Source organism: Pseudomonas sp. 50_B (genome assembly GCF_017491625.1).
Lineage (GTDB): Bacteria > Pseudomonadota > Gammaproteobacteria > Pseudomonadales > Pseudomonadaceae > Aquipseudomonas > Aquipseudomonas danubii.
On the sequence record NZ_JAFGYX010000006.1, the window covers coordinates 116451 to 136437 of the forward strand.

Sequence of the window (19987 nt, forward strand, 5' to 3'; positions counted from 1 at the left end):
GTTCAATCCAGCAGGTGAGCGTTGAGGTCAGGGCGATAGACCTGCAGCAGTGGCGCGGTAACCGTGCCCTGCAGGCTGCAGAAGATCGTGGTGCGACCTGAGATCGGCGCGCTGGCGATGCCTTTGTCGATGCTCAATACCCGCTCGACGAAACCGAACGGCGTGGCCACGCCGCCGCCGACCAGACCTTCGGTGCGCCAGCTGTCGATAGGGTCGCCCACCCGGCGGATCTCCACCCGGACCATGGCGCTGCGGTCTGCCTTCAGGCGGTGGTTGTCCACCAGCAGAGGTTTGAGCGCTGCGGCCACTTCACGGGGCTCACCCTCGGCAATAAACCCCCAGAACAGCAGGTTACCCACCGACTTCAGCGACTGGGCTTCGTTGTAGTAGCCCAGCAAGCGCACGCCGTTGACCAGCAGCGGCTGTTCGAACGCCTGGTAGCGGCCGCCTTCCTGCAAGGGGTTCAGGATCTTGGGCGCACTCACCGCACCGTACTTGGCCACGGTCAAGGTCGCGGCCGGCAGTTGGGCGGTGTTCAGGCTCTGGAAAAACTGCGCATCGCAGCGTGAGAACTGGCTGAGCAACTGCTCGGATGCAGTCGCTGGCTGGCCGTGGGCGATGCTGGCGACGCTCAGCAGGCACAGGCCGGATAACAGGGTACGGAACATCGAAATCATCCGTGACAGGAAGGAGCCGCGGACTGTAGCAAGATTGATATCGACCAACCACTCGCCGAAAATCCCGGTGCCCCGTGACCAGGCCATTCATGGCCAGACCTGCCTGCCCCCCAAGGACCACCCGCAGATGGAACTGTCAGAACGACTACTGAAAATCCTCAAGAACAACCCCAGCTGGATCGGGCGGGTGTATGAGTCATTCATCATTTCGGCGATCAAGGACTTCGAGCGCAACAATCCGCCGGCCCATAGCCCTGACTTTAAGCCAGAGACCAACCGTAGGCCTTACGGTTACCTGCACAACAAGCTGTTTGACCCGGTCAGCGAAGACAATGGCGAAAGCGATGTGGCGGATATTTACTTTGGCTATCCGCAACCGCTCCTGGATTCGTGCAAGGTCACCACTGACCCCCTGACCGAAGACACAGACTGGTTCTGCCGAACCACCTGGAACGGCTGGGCGGTGGAGGTCAAAACCAAGCTCGTCGACAAGACAGAGCGACCTCTTCGTCACCTGGCCTATGCCAACGAACTGAAAACTGCGCTGCCGGTGTCTCCCAAGGCAGCCTGGATGCAGACCCGCAATGGCAAGGAATTAGCCAGTAATCAACTCAAACGACGCTGGGCAGACCTCTACGTTTATATCCTCTACCAACTCGACGACGGTATTCCGGACTTCACGGGCGCTACCGGCACCTACATCATGGTGATCCCGACCTTCATCTTGAATGAAGCATTGAAAGACACTGGCGAAAACGCGGAGACCATACAGCTCAACAAGCTCATGAAGGTTCTGGCCCCTCACCACCTGCGCTACTTCACCTACCTGACGGAACACATTCCAGGGAAAATGCTTCATCTCGCCAGCGAACATTGGCAAGAAATGTTTGCCTACAAGCGCGAAGGCGACGCCTTGAAAAGACAGTGGTACGAAAACATCCACCTGCCCTCTCTGGCAAAACCCCGCAAGCGATAACCGAACATGAAAAAGCCCCGAACCAGTCGGGGCTTTTTTGCACGGCAACCACCCAGAGTCAGGTGGTGATCAAGCGCTCATCAGAACACGTTGATCGGGTAGTCGACGAACACGCGCAGTTCGTTGCCACCTTTGTTGTACTCATACGACTTCTGCGACACACGCAGAACCGAGCTGCGCACTTTGATGCTCAGGTCCTTGGCCGGGCCGCTCTGCACCACGTACTTGAGCTGGTTGAAGATTTCTCGCTCGCTGCCACCCGTGCTGTTGACGGTGGTGATGTTGTCGCCACGCACGTAGGCCACGTTGTAGGTCAGGCCCGGTACGCCGAAGGCGCCGAAGTCCAGACCGTAGCCCAGTTGCCAGCTGCGTTCGTCTTCCGCGTTGAAGTCGGACCAGTAGGAGTTGGCCAGGTAGATGGTGTTGCCGCCATCACCCACATAGCCGGACTTCTGATAACCGCCATAGGCGTAGCCCAGGTGGCTGTCGCCGGTGCTGCGCTGATGGGCGACGGTGAACGAGTGCGGGCCAGTGGCGAAGGTAGCCGCCAGGCTCCAGATCTTGTTGTCCTGGCCGCCGGCGTTGAGGCCCTTGGCGAAGGATTTGTCCAGCTTGGTGCGGTAACCGTTGAAGTCCAGGGTCAGGGACTGTTCGGTGGCCAGTGGGAACACGTAGTTCAGGTTCACGTATTGTTTCTTCAGCACGTCTTCGACGTCGGAAGCGTACAGCGCGCCCTTGAACTGTTCGGTGAACTGGTAGCTACCGCCCAATACGTTGATCGACTTCAGACCGCCACTGTCACGGCCTTCGGCGCTCTTGCGCGATTCGGCGGTGAAGTGACCGGCGTTCAGCTCCAGGCCCTTGATCTCCTTGGAGGTGATCAGGGTGCCGGTGTAGCTTTCCGGCAGCAGACGCGAGCTGTCGTAGTTGAGTACCGGCAGGGCCGGCATCTGGTCACCGTAGGTCAGCACAGTGTTGGACAGGCGGAACTTGACCGCCGCACCGAACTTGCTCAGGTCATCGGCGGCGTTGCCGCTGTCGCCTTGCTTGAAGAAGTCGATACCGCCAGCGCCGCTGCGGCCCTTGCCGCCGTCCAGGCGCAGTGCGTACAGGCCGAAGGCGTCAACGCCCACGCCCACGGTGCCCTGGGTGAAACCCGAGGAGAAGGTGCCGATGGCAGCCTGGCCCCACTCGGCCTTGTCCTTGTTACCGTCTTTGTAGTCACGGTTGATGTAGGCGTTGCGCAGCAGCACTTTCAGGCTGCTGTCTTCGACAAAACCCTTGGCATCGGCCTGGCCGTCGGCCATGGCCTGTGTAGCGCTCAGAATCCCCAGTGCAATCAAGCAGATCCGCTGTTTCGACATTTTATTTTCCTTATTACGGTTTGATGACGCGCTGTGAGCTCTTTCGGCTATGGCGTTTGAACGCTCTTCTACCGTCGAAACAAAAAAGCCCGACCGCGGGTGATCGCGACGGGCCTTTTATTATTCTTAAATATGGCTCTTGGCCACAGGCGTTGGGGGCGAATCCTATCTGCGCCCTGAACAACGTGTCAATTTCGTGAATCGTCTTTGAATAGCTGAAAATATTCTAAGAACTGCGGGCTAGAGCATTGCCAGCTGCACGCTATGGCTGTCGACGAATTGTTCGAAGTGGGTGACTTTGCCGTTTTTGAGGGTCCACAAATGGGCCACTCGCACATCGATCGGCTTGCCCGAGGCCTTGTAGATGCCTTGGTAGTTGCCATAGGCGAACACCTTGTCGCCCTGGGCCACATAGTCTTCCACCTTGAAGGTGAAGTCCTGCCATTCCGAGCCCAGGCGCTTGAAAACATGCTCCAGCACCGCCTCGAAACCGACGTAGGTGCCGGCATAGGGAAAGCCCGCCGCTTCGGTCCAACGCGCATCCGGGGCCAGGGCCGCAGCGGTGTTGCGCGCATTTTCCTGGGAGTTGGCACCTTCATAGGTGCTTTTGATCAACGCTAGGTTATCCATGGGTGACTCCACGCAGGTCAGGTGAGATCAAAGCGCACAACCGTCCAGGCCACAGGCCTGGAGCGCGCCATCTTGAGGGGCATTAGTGGCGCCCTGGGAAGCCTTCAACCACTGCGCGAAGGCCTCGGGCTTGCCCAGCCAGGGGCTGATGTCGAGCAACTGATAGCGACCGTCCCGCTCCAGCGCCAGGGTTGGGAAACCCTGGCCGCCAACTTTGGCCAGCAGCGCCCGGCTGCTCTTTATATGCTCGTCCAGCTCAAGGGCCACCGCCTGATCGTAGGCGACGGCGAACGGTTGTGGAGCAAACCCCAAGGTCTGCGCCAGTTCCAGCAGGACGTCGCGATCAGCAATCCGCCGGCCCTCCAGGTAATGAGCCGTCTGCAGGCGCCCCAGCAATTCCAGTCCACGACCGCCCTGGGCCTCGGCGGCCAATACAGCAGCGATCGGCGGTGCCGAGTCGAACACCGCCGAGTGGTCACGCAGCAAGCCCTCGAAATAGGCCTCGCCAAAAGGTTGCCCTGTGTACTCGGCGATGCGTCGGTCATGGGGCATGACGTAATCACGCAACTGCGGCGACACCGGCTGGCGGTTGCGACCGGTCATCATGCCACCGGCATGGGCCACCACCGGCACCACTGCCTGGGCAGCCTGGACCAGTGGCTTGGCGCCATAGCACCAACCGCACAGCGGGTCATAAATGTAGTGAAGGGTGGCCGAGGACATAAGGGACTCCAACAGGATCTTGAGTATTCGATGGCCCGCAGACTATGCCCCGCACGCCAGGGGAAAAACCTCGAAATGGCTTTTAGTCTGTTGCTGTATCCGGTCGAATCAGTCTGTTTAGCCTGTGTATGCGGGCAGATACGGCGCCGACACAATTAGAAACAATAGAGCAAAGGAACTTTTAGCGAATAATTAACATAAGTAAATAGCACGCATTATCATTCGCGCCCCTTGACTCACCTTCCTTTCGGATGCGCTTCAGATGCCTGCCCATTTCCGCCTTACGCCCCTGTCACTGGGACTCTGCACCCTGCTGACCGCCGGTTTTGCCTGTGCTGCCAGCACCACCCTGCCAACGACCTCCATCAGCGCCGAAGCCGAGGCCGACCCCGACGATCCCCGGGTCAAGGAAGTCAGCACCGCGACCCGCACCGCCACCGCTGCGCGCTATGTGCCCCAGGCCATCGACACGATCAAGACCGCCAACGTCCTGGACTACGGCCACAACGATCTGGGCAGCGCCCTGAGCGGCATTCCCAACGTCAGCAGCGGCTCCGACACCCGCTTCGACAGCCTGCGGATTCGGGGTTTCGATGCCAGCAACGACTTCTACCTGGACGGCATCCGCGACGACAGCCAGTACGTGCGCGACCTGCACAACATCGAGCGCATCGAAGTGCTCAAGGGCCCGGCGGCCGTGCTCTACGGCCGTGGCAGCCAGGGTGGCATCGTCAACCGGGTGAGCAAGCTGCCGGAGTTCGGCCGCCGCTCCAGCGTCGAAGTCCAGGGCGGTAGCCAGGACCTGCGCAGCCTGTACGCCGACCTCAGTGCCGATCCGACAGAGAACCTCAGCCTGCGCCTGAACCTGGGCAACCAGGACCAGAACAGTTTCCGCGACGGCGTCAGTGGCAATCGCCAGCTGTTCGCACCGTCCATGAGCTGGCAACTGACCCCGGAGCTGAACTGGCTGGTGCAGTACGAATACAGCCGCTACAACCGCACCCCGGACCGCGGCATCACCAGCCTCAACGGACGCCCGGCGAACGTCGGCCGGGAAACCACCTACGGCGACCACCGCGACTACATCGACGACAAATCCCAGTCCTTGCGCTCCAAGCTGACCTACGAGCTCAACGACAGCTGGCAACTGCGCCACACCCTGGCCGTGTTCAAGCTCGACAGTGACTTCGACAACACCTACCAGACCGGCTACAACGCCAACACCGGCAAAGTGCAGCGCCAGCGCTGGCAGCAGGATCTGAAGACGCGCAACATCTACAACAACACTGAGCTGGAAGGCCGCTTCGACACCTTTGGCCTGGAACACCGCCTGCTCACCGGCATCGAGATCGGCAGCCAGCGCCGCGACCCGATCCTCTACAACGCCGCCACCACAGGCCCCGGCAGCCAGGCGGTTCCCGCCGTGGATCTGTACAACCCCAATCCCTACCAGAGCCACACCGGCCGCATGCAGGTCTCCAGCAACAACCACACCGAGGTCGAAAGCCGAGCGCTCTACGTGCAGGACCAACTGCGCCTGAACGAGCAATGGCAATTGCTCGCCGGCCTGCGCTACGACAACTTCGATGTCGAGACCACCAACCGCCGCACCGGGGTTTCCGATAGCCGCAACAGCCACAGTGTCAGCCCGCGTCTAGGGGCAGTCTGGACGCCACTGGAGCACCACTCGTTCTATGCCTCGTGGAGCAAATCGTTCTCACCGGTGGGTGGCGGCCTGATCGGTATCACCCCGAACGCCGCCGGTAACGGCAACGACCTGAGCCCGGAGCTGACCCGGCAGAAGGAAGTCGGGGTCAAGAGCGATTGGCTGGACGAGCGCCTGAGTACCACCCTGGCCGTGTACGAACTGGAGCTCTACAACCGTCGCACCACCGATCCGCTGGATCGCAACATCATCCTGATGACCGGCCTGCAACGCTCCCGGGGTATCGAGTTGACTGCCAACGGCAAGCTCGTCGGCAACTGGTACTTGCGCGGCGGCATCGGCCTGCAGGACGCGGTGGTGGTCAAGGACAACAACGGTTTCGAAGACAAGCGCGTGAACAACGTGGCCAAGCGCAATGGCAGTCTGTTCATCACCTGGAAACCGGAACTGGGCTGGTACGCCGAGACCGGCCTGACCCTGGTGGGCGACCGCTACGCCGATGGCGCCAACACCGTGGTGCTGCCGGGCTACGGCCGTTGGGACGCCCTGGCCGGCTACCGGCACAAGGACTGGGACGTTCGCGCGGCGCTGAACAACATCGCTGACCGCGAGTACTACAGCTCCGCCACCAGTGCCTTCCAGATCCAGCCGGGGGAGCCCCGTAGCCTGGTGGTCACTGGCAACTACCGCTTCTAAACGACCGGCCAAAAAAAAGCGCTGCCATCCCGGCAGCGCTTTTTACAATCCGTCGTTTTCTATCCTTTCACCACATCCCACAGTGCCTGCAGTTCCGCCTCGCTGAGCAATCCAGCGGGGTAACGCTCAACGATGATCCGGCGCGGATCAGGTTCCCTGATCTGACGCGTTCCATTGGACTTCAACCATTGCGCCAGAACCTGCAGCGACTCGTTATTCATTGCCAAGGGATGGGGTGCCCGCTCGCTGACCATATTCATTCCAGCGCTCTCTCCTGGTATCTGAGCGGCCTAACTTATCCAAGGTTTATGACAGAACAACAAAAGTTCCACCTGTCTCAGAATCACCACGAAGCAGATACAAGAGCTATGCCAAAGTGCCAGGTGGCTCGACGTACGGCCATGAAAAAGCCCGCAACCCAACTGGGCTGCGGGCTTGCTGAAAAGCACCCGGTGCGGAATCGGTCCGACGCCGTCAAACAGGCAACACCATCTGTTACAACGGCACTCAAATTCGCTGCGGCGCGGGCTGCTGTTGGGTAAGGCAATGGATATTGCCGCCACCCAGTAACAGTTCGCGCCCCGGCACCATTACCACTTCATGCTTGGGAAACAATTCCTGGAGGATGGCCTTGGCCGGGGCGTCCATCGGGTCGTCAAAACTCGGCGCAATGATCCCGCCGTTGACGATCAGGAAGTTCACGTAGGAACCCGCCAGGCGCACGGAGGGATTTCGCTCCTGGCTGCCTTGCACGGCATCGACACCGGCGCATTCCTCTTCGGTGGCATACAAGGGACCGGGAATCGGCATCTTGTGCACCTTGAAAGTGCGGCCCTTGGCGTCGCGGGTGTTTTCCAGCACCTGCATGGCCGCTCGGCAGCGGGGGTAGTTCGGGTCCTGGGGATCGTCGGTCCAGGCCAGCAGCACTTCGCCCGGGCGCACGTAGCAGCAGAAGTTATCCACATGGCCGTCGGTTTCATCGTTGTACAGGCCATCCGGCAGCCAGACGATCTGCTCCACCGCCAGGTGCTCGCGCAACACCGCCTCGATCTGCTCACGGGACAGATGCGGGTTGCGGTTGTGATTGAGCAAGCATTCCTCGGTGGTGATCAGCGTGCCTTCGCCGTCGACGTGAATCGAACCGCCCTCGAGCACGAAGCCTTCGGTGCGGTACTCCTGGCAACGCTCGATCTCCAGCACCTTGCTGGCCACCTGCTCGTCACGGTTCCACGGCGCATAGAGGCCGCCTTCGAAGCCGCCCCAGGCGTTGAAGCCCCAGTGCACACCACGCACTTCGCCGCTGTGGTTGATGACGAAGGTCGGACCGGTGTCGCGGACCCAGGCGTCGTCGCTGGACATCTCCACCACGCGGATGTTGGGTACGTCCAGCCGCGCCCGGGCGTTTTCATACTGGCCCGCGGAGACGGCCACGGTCACCGGTTCGAAGCGGGCAATGGCCTTGGCCACCGCCGCGTGGGCGGCCTGGGCCGGCTTGCCGCCCAGGCGCCAGTTGTCCGGACGCTCGGGCCAGATCATCCAGGTCTGGGTCTGGGTCGCCCATTCGGCCGGCATGTAGAAACCGTCGGCGCGCGGCGTGCTGTGCAAAGTGCTCATAGTGTTCAGGACTCCAGGGAACCGTCGAGGGTTTTCAGCGCGCCATAGAGGTTCGGACGACGGTCACGGAAACTGCCCCAGGCGCTGCGGATGTGCTCGAGCTCGTCGAGGTCGAAGCTGTGCACAAGGATACCTTCTTCGGTTTGGTTGAGCTCCTGAACCTTCTCGCCGAACTGATTGGCGATAAAGGACGAACCGTAGAAGGTGATGTCGTAACCGTCCTGCTCTTCGTTGCCGATGCGGTTGCTGGCGATCAACGGCATCAGGTTGGCCCCGGCATGCCCCTGTTGCACTCGCTGCCAGTGGTCGCGGGAGGAAATGCTCTGATCATGGGGCTCGCTGCCGATGGCGGTCGGGTAGAAGAGGATTTCCGCGCCTTGCAACGCCATGCTGCGGGCGCACTCGGGGAACCACTGGTCCCAGCAGATGCCCACGCCGATCTTCGCGTAGCGGGTGTTCCACACCTTGAAGCCGGTATCGCCCGGGTTGAAGTAGTACTTCTCGTGGTAGCCGGGGCCGTCCGGGATATGGCTTTTCCGATAAATCCCCAGGTTGCTGCCATCGGCATCGATGATCGCGATGCTGTTGAATCGCGCACGCCCCGCCAGCTCGTAGAAGCTGATGGGCAGCACCACTTGCAACTCCCGGGCAACTTTCTGGAAGTGCGCGATGGCGACGTTGCTATCGACCGTGGTGGCCAGTTGCAGGTAGTCCGGGTTGGGCTTCTGGCAAAAATACGGGGCCTCGAACAATTCCTGGATCAGGATGATCTGCGCACCTTTGGCGGCGGCTTCACGGACCAGTTTTTCGGCGGTTTCCAGGTTGGCCTCAAGGTCCCAGGAACAAGCCATCTGGGTAGCGGCGACGGTAACGATTCGGCTCATGGAACAACTCCCGGGCAATGGACGCGGTCGATGACAACGGATTAGGAAAAGGACGGGGCACGACAAGGTCGCGCCTGACGACGGCCACTTTATATCCGATAAATATCGACTTTAAAAGCCACAGAATTCTTAAGCGCGCAAAATATCCGGCAAAATACCGATAACAATCGAATAGGCATAAACACATTCGCCGGCAAGCCGGCCCCCACAGAAAGGTGTAGGAGCCGGCTTGCCGGCGAATGGAGATGAACGCAAGCGAACGACGATCCCTTACAGATCTTCGCCCAGCACCTTGTCCAGCATGTCGACGAAGAAATCCACGCTCTGCCGGCTGGTGACCATCGGCGGCTTGATCTTGAGGATGTTCAGGTGATCGCCGGTGGGCTGCATGAAGATCCCCAGTTCCCGCAGGCGATCGCACAGCAGGGTGGTCTCCTCGGTGGCCGGTTCCAGGGTCTGGTGATTGCGGATCAGCTCCAGCCCCAGGTAGAAACCGGAGCCATGCACCGCACCCACCAGGGGATGCAGATCCTTGAGCGCCTCCAGGCGTTGCCTGAAATGTTCACCCACCACCCGTGCGTTCTCCCAGAGGCCCTCCTCCTGCATCACATCCAGCACGGCGATGCCGATGCGGCAACTGACCGGGCTGCCACCGGATGAAGAGAAGAAATAGCCCTCGGCCTCCAGCGCCTCGGCAATCTCGCGACGGGTGATCACCGCCCCAAGGGGCTGACCGTTGCCCATGCCCTTGGCCATGGTGATGATGTCCGGCACCACGCCCTGCTCTTCAAAGCCCCAGAAGAACTTGCCCATGCGGCCATAGCCCACCTGGACCTCATCGGCGATGCACACGCCACCCCGGGCCCGAACCCGTTCGTAGACTGCCTGCAGATAACCCGGCGGCAGCGAGATGCCCCCGGCATTGCCGTACACGGGCTCACAGATGAACCCGGCCAACTGACGATGCTGCGCCTCCAGCTTGTGCAACTGCTGGTCGACGCTGCGCAGGTACTGCGGTGTGCTGTCCTGGCCGCGGAACTCGCCGCGATAGGTGTTGGGCGCCGTCACCGGGTGCACCCAGTCGGGACGGCTGGTGAGGGCCTGGGGATTGTCGGCGATGGAGGTCGACACCGCGTCGGCCGCCACCGACCAGCCGTGATAGGCCTCCAGCACGCTGAGCATGTCGCGCCCGCCGCTGTAGGCCCAGGCCAGGCGGATCGCCAGGTCATTGGCCTCGGTGCCGCTGTTGACCAGGAACACCCGGTCCATGGAATCCGGCGCCAGGGCCAGCAGGCGCTCGGAGAATTCGGCGATCGCCGCATAGTGAAAACGCGAGTTGGTATTGAGCAGCGACCATTGGCGCGCCGCCTCGGCGGCCATGCGTGGGTGACCGTGGCCGAGCACCGCGACGTTGTTGAGCATGTCCAGATAGGACCGCCCTTGCATGTCGATCAGGTGATTGCGCCAGCCGCGCTCGATCCGCGGCGGGTCGACGTAGTAGTGCTTTTGCGAGCGGGCAAAGCTGGCATCGCGTCGCTCCAGCAGGGTCTGCGGGTCCAGCTCCGGCTCGGCATCACAGGCCAGCCCCAGCAGCGCGGCCGGAGAGGGGCACAAGGCCTGCCAGGCTGGCGCGCGGGAAGGGGTACAGAACAGCGGCGGATCCAGCTCGGCCGCTCGACACAACTGCACCTTGAGCCGACCGTCGGCTACCACGGCCCCCAGCACCTGCCCCTTGACCAGGGCCGCCCCCGGGTGCAACGACGGCTCGACGCCCCACAAGCGCACGCTCAACGCCGGGCCATCCAGGCGCAGCAGGCCGTTCTCGGCACGGTGCAGCACACCGGCGAACGGTGCTTCTACCGGCGTGCCTGCCGGTACTTGCAACTGCACATGCAACGGGCAGGTTTGCGGCTCCAGGGCGCTGTCGGGGCAGGTCCGCGACAAGCGGTACTGGCCATAGCGACTGGCGGCCAGGCCATGGGCAACAGCGGCTTCGGCCAACAGACGATCATCAATCCCCGGCTGCTCCCAATTGCCGGCTTCGAAGTGCGGGCTGAGCACTCCCAGGTCGATCAGGGCGAACTCGCGCCCTACCAGGCTCGGCAGCAGCGGGACAAAGCCGTCACTGCCAATGGCCGGCAGCGACTCCCCGACAGCGCTGAGAATGGCCGCTTCCATGAACTCGAAAGACACGGAGCTGGCGACCCGGAAAATCTCCCACTCGTGGTGCAAATTGGCGCGGCTGTAGGCGTTGCCCGGATCGATGCTGACCTGCTGCTCGCCACTGAGCACCAGCACCGCGGCGCGGGCCACGATCAATGGCCAGAGCGCCAGCAGCTCGGCCCGTTGCAGCGGGTTGACCTGGTGATAGGCCTGGATCGCCGGCAGGATGCGCAGCGGATCGCCCTCGGCGTGATGCAGCAGTGCGGCGCACGTCACCGACAGATCGGTGATGCGCCAGGTACGGATCAGGTCGCCGAAATCGATCACCCCCTGCAACTGCCAACGGCGCGCGGCATCCCGCTGCCAGACCACGTTGTCGTCGGTGATGTCCATGTGGATCGCCTGCACCGGCAATTGCTCCTGCAAGAGCTGCAGCCGACGTTCGGCGCGCTGCGCGGTGTCAGCGATCAAGGCCCGTTGCTGCGGGTCCTGGATGACTGGCAACAAATGCCCGATCAGCGCCTGGGCATGCCGGGCATCCCATTGCAGGGTGCGTTCGAGCCCCGGATGCTGGAAACCTTCCAAAGCCAGGTCCATCTGCCCGCAGAGCCGGCCCAGGCCCGCCACCAGCTCGTTCCCCAGGTGCGGCAGGTGGGTCAGGGAGCGACCCTCTATATAGTCGAGCAACCGCACGTGCAGCACTTGCCCGGCAATCTCCAGGGACAGCAGGTCCGCACCGTTTTTGGCCGGAATCACCCTGGGCACTCGCAGATCGGGGTATTGCTGCAGGTGCTTGAGGCCCGCGTGCTGCGCTTGCAACTCCAGGGCCGAGTAGTCGCCACGGCAGATCTTCAGGACAAAGCGGCCCTGGGGACTGTCGAGGCGATAGTTGAGGTCCTGCTGGCTGCCCAGAGACTGCAAGGTGCCTTGCAGACCGTAATGGGTTTCCAGCAGCTCCAGCGCTTGCTGTGCAGTGACCTGTGGGCTGGGCAGACTGGCGCGGTGGATCAAGGTGGCGAGCAACATGCAACGATCCCTGGAATTGTTATAAGCCGCTTATATCGCCATTGCCCAAGGCGTTACGCAAGCCCAAAGAACGGGAAACAGACAGGCACCGCCCCCGCCTCAACCCTGCACTTTGCGAAATTTCCGACCGTTCGCGGTGAAATCGACTGATGGCGCCTCTTGCACCTCAGGCGTCATGTCGACAAGCTATGCTGCATTTTTTGCAGTAAATGATCGTTTTCAAGGACACAGGCCCTCCAACATGCGCATTCTCGTCACCGGCGGAGCCGGATTCATCGGCTCGGCTCTGGTCCGCCATCTGATCCAGCACACAGAACACGAAGTGCTGAACCTCGACAAACTGACCTACGCAGGCAACCTGGAATCGCTGCACAGCATCGCCAGCAACAGCCGCTACGAATTCGTCAAGGCTGATATCGTCGACCAGGCCACCGTCAGTGCGGTGCTCGCACGCTTCCAGCCCCACGCGATCATGCACCTGGCAGCCGAGTCCCATGTCGACCGCTCCATCGACGGGCCGTCCGACTTCATCCAGACCAATATCGTCGGCACCTACAGCCTGCTGGAGGCAACCCGCGCTTACTGGCACAAACTGCCCGAAGCGGAAAAGGCCGCTTTGCGCTTCCACCATATTTCCACCGACGAGGTCTATGGCGACCTGCATGGCGTCGACGACCTGTTCACCGAAACCACGCCCTACGCCCCCAGTTCGCCTTACTCCGCCAGCAAGGCTGCGTCCGACCATCTGGTCCGCGCCTGGCAGCGTACCTACGGCCTGCCGGTGCTGATCACCAACTGCTCCAACAACTATGGCCCGTTCCACTTTCCCGAGAAGTTGATCCCTCTGGTGATTCTCAACGCCCTCGCAGGCAAGCCGCTGCCGGTCTATGGCAATGGCCAGCAAGTGCGCGACTGGCTGTACGTCGAGGATCACGCTCGCGCGCTGTACAAGGTGGTGACCGAGGGTGTGGTCGGCGAGACTTACAACATCGGCGGCCATAACGAGCAGAAGAACATCGACGTGGTACGCGGCATCTGCAGCCTGCTGGAAGAGCTGGCCCCGCAAAAACCCCAGGGCGTTGCCCACTACGCCGACCTGATCACCTTCGTCCAGGACCGCCCGGGCCACGACCTGCGCTACGCCATCGATGCCGGCAAGATCGAGCGGGAACTGGGCTGGGTGCCAGAAGAAACCTTCACCAGCGGACTGCGCAAGACTGTGCAGTGGTACCTGGAAAACCTCGAGTGGTGCCGTCGAGTACAGGACGGCAGCTACCAGGGCGAACGCCTGGGTTCCACCGACATCAAGGATCTGATTGCATGATTAAAGGCATTGTTCTGGCGGGCGGCTCCGGCACCCGTCTGCACCCCATCACCCTCGGTGTCTCCAAGCAACTGCTGCCGATCTACGACAAGCCGATGATCTATTACCCGATCTCGGTACTGATGCTGGCCGGCATCCAGGACATCCTGATCATCTCCACCCCCCAGGACTTGCCGCAGTACCGCAACCTGCTGGGTGATGGCAGCCAGTTCGGCGTGCGCTTCAGCTACGCCGAACAACCTTCACCGGATGGCCTGGCCCAGGCGTTCCTGATCGGCGAAGAGTTCATCGGCAATGACCCGGTGTGCCTGATCCTGGGCGACAACATCTTCCACGGACAGTACTTCGGCGAACAGCTGTGCGCTGCCGCCAAGCGCAATTCCGGCGCTACGGTGTTCGGTTACTGGGTCAAGGACCCGGAGCGCTTCGGGGTGATCGACTTCGACAGCGAAGGCCGCGCCCTGTCTATCGAAGAGAAACCCAAGAAACCGAAATCCAGCTACGCGGTCACCGGCCTGTACTTCTATGACAACGACGTGGTGCAGATCGCCAAGGCAGTCAAGCCGTCGCCCCGTGGCGAACTGGAGATCACCGACGTCAACAACGCCTACCTCAAGCGTGGCGATCTGCATGTGGAGCGCTTTGGCCGGGGCTTTGCCTGGCTCGACACCGGCACCCACGATAGCCTGCTGGAGGCCTCGCAGTACGTGCAGACCATCGAGCACCGTCAGGGTTTGAAGGTCGCCTGTCTGGAGGAAATCGCCTACCAGAACCAATGGATCAGCCGTGAGCATCTGCTGGAGCGCGCCGCCTACTTTGGCAAGACCGGCTATGGCCAGTACCTCTTCACCCTGGCCGGGGAGACGCAATGAAGGTCATCCCCACCGACCTGCCCGGCGTGCTGATCATCGAGCCCAAGGTGTTCGGCGACGAGCGTGGGTTTTTCTACGAGAGTTTCAATGCCAAGGCCTTCGCCGACGCCACCGGCCTGAACCAGCCGTTTGTCCAGGACAACCATTCACGCTCGGCCAGGAACGTCCTGCGCGGCTTGCACTACCAGATCGAACATAGCCAAGGGAAACTCGTGCGGGTCATTGCCGGTGAGGTGCTGGATGTGGCCGTGGACATTCGCCGTGGTTCGCCCAACTTTGGCCGCTGGGCCAGCGTCCGCCTGTCCGCCGAGAACAATCGTCAACTGTGGATACCCGAAGGTTTTGCCCATGGTTTCGTAGTGCTCAGCGACTTCGCCGAGTTCCTCTATAAAACCACCGATTACTACACGCCATCCGCTGAGCGCTGCATTCGCTGGGACGACCCGACCCTGGCAATCGATTGGCAGTTGCAGGAGCCGCCAACGCTCTCCGCCAAGGACCAGAATGGCAAAAGTCTGAAAGAAGCCGATCTGTTCCCATGAGCACTCCCCTGAAAATCCTCATCAGCGGCCAGCACGGCCAGGTTTCCCGCGAGCTGCAGCAGCGGCTCGGCGACCTGGGCGAACTGGTGGTCCTTGGTCGAGACCAACTGGACCTGAGCCACCCGGAACAGATTCGCCAGCAGGTCCGCGCCATTGCTCCGCATCTGATCATCAACGCCGCCGCCCACACCGCCGTCGATCAGGCCGAAAGCGAGCCGGAGCTGGCCTTTGCGATCAACGCCACGGCCCCCGGGATCTTCGCCGAGGAAGCCCGGGCACTGGGTGTGCCACTGATTCACTACTCCACCGACTACGTGTTCGATGGCCGCAAGGACACGCCCTACGTAGAGGAAGACGAGCCCAATCCGTTGGGGGTCTACGGCCAGAGCAAGCTGGCGGGCGAACGGGCCATCAACCTGGTACAGGGCCAGCACCTGATCCTGCGCACCAGCTGGGTCTATTCCAGCCATGGCAAGAACTTCCTGCTGACCATGCAGCGCCTGCTGCAGGAACGACCCGAGCTGCGGGTGGTGGCCGACCAGATCGGCGCGCCCACCTGGGCCGGCACCATCGCCAACAGCACGCGCGCCCTGATCGAACGCTGGCAGTCCGGGAATCAAGGCGCCTGGGGCACCTACCACCTCACCGCCCACGGCGAGACCTCCTGGTTCGGTTTCGCCCAGGCCATCGGCGAACAGTTGCTGGCCCTGGACAAGCCTTGCGCGGTGCTCGAAGCCATCCCCTCCAGTGCTTACCCGACCCCGGCTCCCCGGCCGCTGAACTCACGCCTGGACTGCAGCCGCCTGGCTCGCGAATGGGGCGTGACCCAGCCGGACTGGCGCAGCGCACTGCGCGAGTGTCTTGCCGAGCAGGGCTAGGCATAATGCGCCTGTATCCACAGGCGCCCTTTCCATGACCGCACCTCTTCCCCGTCGTCCCCGCTGGCGCAGCCTGGCCCTGCTGGCCCTGTGCCTGGCGCCGTTGCTGTGGCCGCTGGAGCACTTGGCCGAGCGCTACTATCGCAACGAGCTGACCAGCCAGAATCGCCAGACCCTCGACCTCTACGTGGCCAACCTGCTGGGCACCCTGCACCGCTACGAAGTGCTGCCGCAGATCCTCGGCGACCTGCCGGCACTGCGGGCGGTGCTGGGGGCCCCGGACGACGGCGTGACCCAGGGCAACGCCAACCGCCTGCTGAAAAACATCAGCGCCCAGACCGGCGCCGAAGTCATGTACCTGATGGACACCAACGGCAAGACCCTGGCGGCCTCCAACTGGGACAAGCACGACAGTTTCGTCGGGCGCAATTTCGCCTTCCGCCCCTATTTCAGCGAAGCCATGGCCGGACGCCTGGGACGGTTCTTCGGCCTGGGCACCACCTCGGCCAAGCGTGGCTACTTCTTCGCCGCTGCAGTGCGCGACGGCGAACGGATGCTGGGCGTGCTGGTGGTCAAGGTGGACTTGGACCATACCGAAAGCCTGTGGGGCAAGACCCCGGAACAATTGCTGCTGACCGACCACAATGGTGTGGTGATCCTCACCTCGCGCCCTGAATGGCGCTTTCGTGCGACCCGGCCACTGAGCGACGAGGAACGCCAGGCCATCGTCGCCATCCAGCCCTACCCAACCCGGGATCCGCGCCCACTGAACCTCAATCCCGATGCCTGGCTGACCCAGACCCAGCAGATCGAGGAAACCCGCTGGAGCGTCAGCATCCTCGCCCCGCGCACCCTGATCGATCGCCCGGTGCGCACCGTGGTGGCGGTCGGCGCCGCTGCGCTGCTGGTGCTGATGCTGCTGCTCGGCCTGATGATGCAGCGCCGCCGCCACTACCTGGAGCGGATCGCCTTCGAAGCCAAGGCCCGGCGTGAGCTGGAAAGGCGCGTAGCCGAACGCACCAGCGATCTGGAGAGCCTCAACCGGCGCTTGAAACAGGAAGTGCTGGAACGCGAAACCGCCCAACAGGAACTGGTGCGCGCCCAGGACAATCTGGTCCAGGCCGGCAAGCTCTCGGCCCTGGGCACCATGTCGGCGAGCATCAGTCACGAACTCAACCAGCCCCTGGCCGCCATCCGCAGCTACGCGGAAAACGCCGAAGTGCTGCTGGACCACCAACGCACCGATGACGCCCGGGGCAACCTCAAGCTGATCAGCGAACTGACCGGGCGCATGGCCTCGATCATCGCTCACCTGCGGGCCTTCGCCCGGCGCGATCACCACGCCCCGGAAAGCGTCGCCCTGCAACCGGCCCTGGACGATGCCCTGGCCCTGCTGGCCAAGCGTCGCCGGGCCATGGAAGTGGAACTGATCCGCGACCTGCCAGCCGCTACCCTGTGGGTCGAGGCCGGGGAAACCCGCCTGCGCCAGGTCCTCGGCAACCTGCTGGCCAACGCCCTCGACGCCCTGACCGAAAAGGGCCCGCCGCGCAAACTCTGGCTGAGTGCCGAGTCCACCGCCACAGGCGTCAATCTGTACATCCGCGACAACGGCCCGGGCTTCTGCATGGAGGCGCTGGGCCGCGCTGGCGAGCCGTTCTACACCACCAAGACACGGACCCAGGGCCTGGGCCTGGGCCTGGCGATCTGCGACACCCTGATGCGCGCCTTCGGCGGTGAGCTGTCGTTCGCCAACCACCGTGAAGGCGGCGCCCTGATAACCCTGCGCCTGCGTGCCGGGGCCCCCGGCGTCAGCCTGCAGCCCTCCGAGGACCGCGGGGTATGACGCGCAGCGGCAATCACCTAGCAACCACGCCCGGCCCGGCGTTGCCGGCCACGACACGACCTGGAAATTGAGCGATGACCCGTCCCGACAGCCTCGACCCTCAGTTGCAAGTGGTGTTGATCGACGACGATCCGCACCTGCGCCAGGCCCTGAGCCAGACCCTGGACCTGGCCGGGCTCAAGGTGCTGTCCCTGGCCCAGGCCCAGGGCCTGGCGCCGCGCCTGGAGCGGGACTGGCCGGGGGTGGTGGTCAGCGACATCCGCATGCCCGGCATGGATGGACTGGAACTGCTCAACCAGCTGCACGCCCAGGATCCGGAACTGCCGGTGCTGCTGATCACCGGTCACGGCGATGTGCCCCTGGCGGTGCAGGCGATGCGCGCCGGTGCCTATGACTTTCTGGAAAAGCCCTTCGCCAGCGATGCCCTGCTCGATAGTGTGCGCCGCGCCCTGGACTGGCGGCGCCTGGTGCTGGACAACCGCAGCCTGCGCCTGGCCCTCAGCGACCGCCAGGAACTGAGCGCGAGGCTGGTGGGCCAGTCAGCGCCGATGCTGCGCCTGCGCCAGCAGATCGGCGCCCTGGCGGCGACCCGCGCCGATGTGCTGATCCTGGGTGAAACCGGCGCCGGCAAAGAAGTGGTAGCCCGCGCCCTGCATGACCTCTCGGGGCGGCGCAACGGGCCATTTGTGGCCATCAATGCGGGCGCTCTGGCCGAGTCGGTGGTGGAAAGCGAACTGTTCGGCCACGAACCGGGGGCCTTCACCGGCGCGCAGAAACGCCGCATCGGCAAGTTCGAATTCGCCAACGGCGGCACCCTGTTCCTCGACGAAATCGAAAGCATGAGCCTGGATGTCCAGGTCAAGCTGCTGCGCCTGCTGCAGGAGCGGGTGGTGGAACGCCTGGGGGGCAACCAGCTGATCCCCCTGGACATCCGCATCATCGCCGCGACCAAGGAAGACCTGCGCCAGGCCGCGGACCAGGGCCGCTTCCGCGCCGACCTCTACTACCGCCTGAACGTGGCCCCGTTGCGCATTCCACCGCTACGCGAGCGAGGCGAGGACATACTGATGCTGTTCCAGCACTTTGCCGACGAGGCCAGTACCCGCCACGGCCTGCCACCCCAGGAACTGCAACCCGGGCATCGTGCCCTGCTGTTGCGGCATCGCTGGCCGGGCAACGTGCGGGAACTGCAGAACGCTGCTGAGCGCTTCGCGCTGGGTCTGGAACTGGCCCTGGACAACAGCGAGCCGGAGCAGGCTGCCATCGCCTCCCCGACGTTGATTGCCGGCGGTCTGAGCGAACAGGTGGAACACTTCGAAAAGAGCCTGATCGCCGCCGAACTGACGCAACCCCACAGTTCGATGCGTAGCCTTGCCGAAGCCCTGGGCATTCCGCGCAAGACCCTGCACGACAAGCTGCGCAAACACGGCCTGAGCTTCGCCGACAGCGGTGCCAGCCAGCCCGGCGATGAGTCCGAATGAACCGCACCATCCACCCTTCCACCCTTGAGGCCCGTGCATGAACCGCGACAGTCGCTACCTGGAATCCATCCTCCACCACGACATTCCCCTGACCCGGGACATGGGCCTGAAGGTGCTCGACTGGCAGGCGCAGCAACTGCGCCTGCAACTGCCGCTGGAGGCCAACGTCAACCACAAGAGCACCATGTTCGGCGGCAGCCTGTACTGCGGTGCGGTGCTGGCCGGTTGGGGCTGGCTGCATTTGCGGCTCAAGGAAGAAGGGATAGATGACGGGCATATCGTCATCCAGGAAGGCCAGATCAGCTACCCGCTGCCGGTCACCGGCGATGCCGTGGCCATCTGCTCGGCACCGGAAGACAAGGTCTGGAAGAAATTCCTTGCGATGTACCAGCGCCACGGTCGTGCCCGCCTGACCTTGCACAGCCGTGTGGTCAACGTCGGCAGCGAAGACGACGCCGTACGCTTTGCCGGTCAGTACGTCCTGCACCGCTGACCCGTTTCGGAACCTGCTCAACTCTGTAGGAGCTGGCTTGCCAGCGAAGAGGCCGGAAATTCTTGCACAGGGCTCAAGGGCCCCTTCGCCGGCCAGCCGGCTCCTACACAAAAGGTGGCAGAGGCAAGTCGCCGT

Annotated in this window: 17 protein-coding genes; 9 read left to right on the top strand and 8 right to left on the bottom strand. The window is 62.8% G+C overall.

The window, feature by feature from the left end; genetic code table 11:
- Positions 1 to 2: 2 nt before the first annotated feature.
- Positions 3 to 668, bottom strand: coding sequence for a hypothetical protein (locus tag J5M73_RS10620; protein WP_243433756.1), 666 nt, complete (start codon positions 666 to 668; stop codon positions 3 to 5).
- Between the two features lie 136 nt (positions 669 to 804).
- Between J5M73_RS10620 and J5M73_RS10625 the strand changes: the two genes are divergently transcribed.
- Positions 805 to 1653 carry a hypothetical protein gene (locus J5M73_RS10625; protein WP_207815555.1) on the top strand — a complete coding sequence of 283 codons (849 nt, stop codon included), beginning with the start codon at positions 805 to 807 and terminating at the stop codon, positions 1651 to 1653.
- Positions 1654 to 1733: 80 nt separating this feature from the next.
- Here J5M73_RS10625 and J5M73_RS10630 read toward each other — a convergent pair whose 3' ends face one another.
- The 3 genes from J5M73_RS10630 to J5M73_RS10640 all read right to left on the bottom strand — a co-directional run bounded on the left by J5M73_RS10630 (position 1734) and on the right by J5M73_RS10640 (position 4370).
- Positions 1734 to 3017 (bottom strand): OprD family porin, encoded by a 1284-nt coding sequence (locus J5M73_RS10630; RefSeq protein WP_207166918.1) that lies wholly within the window; start codon positions 3015 to 3017, stop codon positions 1734 to 1736.
- 240 nt (positions 3018 to 3257) lie between these two features.
- Positions 3258 to 3647, bottom strand: a complete 390-nt coding sequence (locus J5M73_RS10635; RefSeq protein ID WP_207166917.1) for a nuclear transport factor 2 family protein — start codon at positions 3645 to 3647, stop codon at positions 3258 to 3260.
- Positions 3648 to 3674: 27 nt separating this feature from the next.
- Complete coding sequence (locus tag J5M73_RS10640) at positions 3675 to 4370, bottom strand: DsbA family protein (protein WP_207815561.1); 696 nt, start codon at positions 4368 to 4370, stop codon at positions 3675 to 3677.
- 262 nt (positions 4371 to 4632) lie between these two features.
- Here J5M73_RS10640 and J5M73_RS10645 point away from each other — a divergent pair, with 262 nt between their 5' ends.
- Positions 4633 to 6732, top strand: a complete 2100-nt coding sequence (locus tag J5M73_RS10645; protein ID WP_102862686.1) for a TonB-dependent siderophore receptor — start codon at positions 4633 to 4635, stop codon at positions 6730 to 6732.
- Positions 6733 to 6791: 59 nt separating this feature from the next.
- Here the strand turns inward: J5M73_RS10645 and J5M73_RS10650 are convergent, their stop codons facing one another.
- From J5M73_RS10650 to J5M73_RS10665, 4 genes are all read right to left on the bottom strand, one after another.
- Positions 6792 to 6992 carry a hypothetical protein gene (locus tag J5M73_RS10650; RefSeq protein ID WP_102862685.1) on the bottom strand — a complete coding sequence of 67 codons (201 nt, stop codon included), beginning with the start codon at positions 6990 to 6992 and terminating at the stop codon, positions 6792 to 6794.
- Between the two features lie 247 nt (positions 6993 to 7239).
- Complete coding sequence (gene aguA, locus J5M73_RS10655) at positions 7240 to 8346, bottom strand: agmatine deiminase (RefSeq protein ID WP_115581389.1); 1107 nt, start codon at positions 8344 to 8346, stop codon at positions 7240 to 7242.
- A gap of 5 nt (positions 8347 to 8351) precedes the next feature.
- The gene (aguB, locus tag J5M73_RS10660; protein ID WP_102862683.1) at positions 8352 to 9230 is read right to left on the bottom strand and encodes an N-carbamoylputrescine amidase; all 879 of its coding nucleotides are present in this window, start codon (positions 9228 to 9230) and stop codon (positions 8352 to 8354) included.
- A gap of 270 nt (positions 9231 to 9500) precedes the next feature.
- On the bottom strand, positions 9501 to 12419 hold the full coding sequence (locus tag J5M73_RS10665; RefSeq protein ID WP_207815563.1) for an aminotransferase: 2919 nt from the start codon (positions 12417 to 12419) through the stop codon (positions 9501 to 9503).
- A 241-nt stretch (positions 12420 to 12660) separates the two neighbouring features.
- On the opposite strand from J5M73_RS10665, the gene rfbB reads away from it, so the two are divergent.
- From rfbB to J5M73_RS10700, 7 genes are all read left to right on the top strand, one after another.
- The gene (gene rfbB, locus J5M73_RS10670; RefSeq protein ID WP_102862681.1) at positions 12661 to 13743 is read left to right on the top strand and encodes a dTDP-glucose 4,6-dehydratase; all 1083 of its coding nucleotides are present in this window, start codon (positions 12661 to 12663) and stop codon (positions 13741 to 13743) included.
- Positions 13740 to 14615, top strand: a complete 876-nt coding sequence (gene rfbA, locus J5M73_RS10675; protein WP_102882165.1) for a glucose-1-phosphate thymidylyltransferase RfbA — start codon at positions 13740 to 13742, stop codon at positions 14613 to 14615. Before rfbB ends, rfbA begins: the two co-directional genes overlap by 4 nt.
- On the top strand, positions 14612 to 15157 hold the full coding sequence (rfbC, locus tag J5M73_RS10680; RefSeq protein ID WP_102862679.1) for a dTDP-4-dehydrorhamnose 3,5-epimerase: 546 nt from the start codon (positions 14612 to 14614) through the stop codon (positions 15155 to 15157). The genes rfbA and rfbC overlap by 4 nt, the downstream gene beginning before the upstream one ends.
- The gene (gene rfbD, locus J5M73_RS10685; protein ID WP_102862678.1) at positions 15154 to 16035 is read left to right on the top strand and encodes a dTDP-4-dehydrorhamnose reductase; all 882 of its coding nucleotides are present in this window, start codon (positions 15154 to 15156) and stop codon (positions 16033 to 16035) included. Before rfbC ends, rfbD begins: the two co-directional genes overlap by 4 nt.
- 34 nt (positions 16036 to 16069) lie before the next feature.
- The gene (locus J5M73_RS10690; protein ID WP_102862677.1) at positions 16070 to 17878 is read left to right on the top strand and encodes an ATP-binding protein; all 1809 of its coding nucleotides are present in this window, start codon (positions 16070 to 16072) and stop codon (positions 17876 to 17878) included.
- Positions 17879 to 17952: 74 nt separating this feature from the next.
- Positions 17953 to 19359 carry a sigma-54 dependent transcriptional regulator gene (locus J5M73_RS10695; protein ID WP_115581385.1) on the top strand — a complete coding sequence of 469 codons (1407 nt, stop codon included), beginning with the start codon at positions 17953 to 17955 and terminating at the stop codon, positions 19357 to 19359.
- 37 nt (positions 19360 to 19396) lie between these two features.
- The gene (locus J5M73_RS10700) at positions 19397 to 19852 is read left to right on the top strand and encodes a thioesterase domain-containing protein (protein WP_207815564.1); all 456 of its coding nucleotides are present in this window, start codon (positions 19397 to 19399) and stop codon (positions 19850 to 19852) included.
- The last annotated feature ends 135 nt before the right edge of the window (positions 19853 to 19987 follow it).

Excerpts from the sequence above, each read along its gene's own strand:
- J5M73_RS10620 (WP_243433756.1), bottom strand. The coding sequence starts at position 668 with ATGTTCCGTACCCTGTTATCCGGCCTGTGCCTGCTGAGCGTCGCCAGC.
- J5M73_RS10625 (WP_207815555.1), top strand. The coding sequence starts at position 805 with ATGGAACTGTCAGAACGACTACTGAAAATCCTCAAGAACAACCCCAGC.
- J5M73_RS10630 (WP_207166918.1), bottom strand. The coding sequence starts at position 3,017 with ATGTCGAAACAGCGGATCTGCTTGATTGCACTGGGGATTCTGAGCGCT.
- J5M73_RS10635 (WP_207166917.1), bottom strand. The coding sequence starts at position 3,647 with ATGGATAACCTAGCGTTGATCAAAAGCACCTATGAAGGTGCCAACTCC.
- J5M73_RS10640 (WP_207815561.1), bottom strand. The coding sequence starts at position 4,370 with ATGTCCTCGGCCACCCTTCACTACATTTATGACCCGCTGTGCGGTTGG.
- J5M73_RS10645 (WP_102862686.1), top strand. The coding sequence starts at position 4,633 with ATGCCTGCCCATTTCCGCCTTACGCCCCTGTCACTGGGACTCTGCACC.
- J5M73_RS10650 (WP_102862685.1), bottom strand. The coding sequence starts at position 6,992 with ATGAATATGGTCAGCGAGCGGGCACCCCATCCCTTGGCAATGAATAAC.
- aguA (WP_115581389.1), bottom strand. The coding sequence starts at position 8,346 with ATGAGCACTTTGCACAGCACGCCGCGCGCCGACGGTTTCTACATGCCG.
- aguB (WP_102862683.1), bottom strand. The coding sequence starts at position 9,230 with ATGAGCCGAATCGTTACCGTCGCCGCTACCCAGATGGCTTGTTCCTGG.
- J5M73_RS10665 (WP_207815563.1), bottom strand. The coding sequence starts at position 12,419 with ATGTTGCTCGCCACCTTGATCCACCGCGCCAGTCTGCCCAGCCCACAG.
- rfbB (WP_102862681.1), top strand. The coding sequence starts at position 12,661 with ATGCGCATTCTCGTCACCGGCGGAGCCGGATTCATCGGCTCGGCTCTG.
- rfbA (WP_102882165.1), top strand. The coding sequence starts at position 13,740 with ATGATTAAAGGCATTGTTCTGGCGGGCGGCTCCGGCACCCGTCTGCAC.
- rfbC (WP_102862679.1), top strand. The coding sequence starts at position 14,612 with ATGAAGGTCATCCCCACCGACCTGCCCGGCGTGCTGATCATCGAGCCC.
- rfbD (WP_102862678.1), top strand. The coding sequence starts at position 15,154 with ATGAGCACTCCCCTGAAAATCCTCATCAGCGGCCAGCACGGCCAGGTT.
- J5M73_RS10690 (WP_102862677.1), top strand. The coding sequence starts at position 16,070 with ATGACCGCACCTCTTCCCCGTCGTCCCCGCTGGCGCAGCCTGGCCCTG.
- J5M73_RS10695 (WP_115581385.1), top strand. The coding sequence starts at position 17,953 with ATGACCCGTCCCGACAGCCTCGACCCTCAGTTGCAAGTGGTGTTGATC.
- J5M73_RS10700 (WP_207815564.1), top strand. The coding sequence starts at position 19,397 with ATGAACCGCGACAGTCGCTACCTGGAATCCATCCTCCACCACGACATT.